Here is a 1,506-nt window from a genome sequence, read left to right as displayed (position 1 = left end):
ATCGCCACCGTCAAGGGCGACGTGCACGACATCGGCAAGAACATCGTCACCGTGGTCCTGCAGTGCAACAACTTCGAGGTGGTCAACATGGGCGTGATGGTCCCGTGCAAGGACATCCTCGACAAGGCCAAGGAAGAAGGCGCGGACATCATCGGCCTGTCGGGCCTGATCACGCCGTCGCTGGAAGAGATGCAGTACGTCGCCGCCGAAATGGAGCGCGACGAGTACTTCCGCAGCCGCCAGACCCCGCTGCTGATCGGCGGCGCCACCTGCTCGCGCGTGCACACCGCCGTGAAGATCGCGCCGAATTTCAGCGGACCGGTGGTCTACGTGCCCGATGCCTCGCGCGCGGTGGGCGTCTGCTCGGAGCTGCTCAGCCCCGAGCGCCAAGCGGCCTACATCGCCGAGCTCAATGCCGACTACGACAAGGTGCGCCAACTGCACGCCAACAAGAAGGCCACGCCGATGGTGTCGCTGGCCGAGGCGCGCGCCAACAAGGCCATCGTCGACTTTGAAACCCATGCGCCCGATGCACCCAAGTTCATCGGCCGCCGCGTGTTCAAGAACTACGACCTGGGCGAGCTGGCGGCCTACATCGACTGGGCGCCCTTCTTCCAGACCTGGGACTTGCACGGCGCCTACCCCGCCATCCTCGAAGATGCCGTGGTGGGTGAAGAGGCCAAGAAGGTCTACGCCGACGCGCAGGCCATGCTCAAGAAGATCGTCGAAGGCCGCTGGCTGGTGGCCAACGGCGTGATCGGCCTGTACCCCGCCAACACGGTGGACGACGACGCCATCGTGCTGTACGCCGACGAAACCCGCTCGACCGAGCTGCTGCGCTGGCACCCGCTGCGCATGCAGACCGAGCGCCCGGTGGTCGATGGCGTCAAACGCCCCAACCGCTCGCTGGCCGACTTCGTGGCGCCGCGCCCGGACGCCGGCGGCAAGAAGGACTACGTCGGCATGTTCGCTGTGACCGCAGGCCTGAACATCGAGAAAAAGGAAGCCGAGTTCATGGCCCACCATGACGACTACTCGGCCATCATGCTCAAGGCCCTGGCCGACCGCCTGGCCGAGGCCTTCGCCGAGCGCATGCACGAGCGCGTGCGCAAGGAGTTCTGGGGCTACGCCGAGGCCGAGTCGCTGGACAACGCGCAGCTCATCAAGGAGCAGTACCGCGGCATCCGCCCGGCCCCGGGCTACCCGGCCTGCCCCGACCACACGGTCAAGCGCGACATGTTCAAGGTGCTGGACGCCCACGACATCCACATGCACCTGACCGAGAGCCTGGCGATGATGCCGGCGGCCAGCGTGAGCGGCTTCTACATGGCCCACCCGCAGGCGGCTTACTTCAACGTGGGCAAGATCGCCAGCGATCAAGTGGCGGACTGGGCCCAACGCACCGGCTTGAGCCTCACCGACGCTGAGCGAGCGCTGGCACCGTTGCTCTGACGCCTGACCGGCTCCAACAAGCAAGGCGCTCCCTCAGGAGCGCCTTTTTTTCGC

At 66.1% G+C, this 1,506-nt stretch carries 1 protein-coding gene; it reads left to right on the top strand.

The genetic code is table 11. The annotated features are described in order from the left end of the window. On the top strand, positions 1–1,452 hold a 1,452-nt coding region (locus tag B2W70_RS00015; RefSeq protein WP_286741851.1), incomplete at its 5' end, for a vitamin B12 dependent-methionine synthase activation domain-containing protein. Positions 1,453–1,506: the final 54 nt, after the last annotated feature.

The sequence above is a fragment of the Aquabacterium sp. UBA2148 genome (genome assembly GCF_002328915.1).
In the GTDB taxonomy this organism is placed as follows: Bacteria; Pseudomonadota; Gammaproteobacteria; order Burkholderiales; family Burkholderiaceae_C; genus Aquabacterium; species Aquabacterium parvum.
The sequence above is the reverse complement of the archived record's forward strand: the minus strand, read 5'-3'. Positions and strand labels throughout refer to the sequence as shown.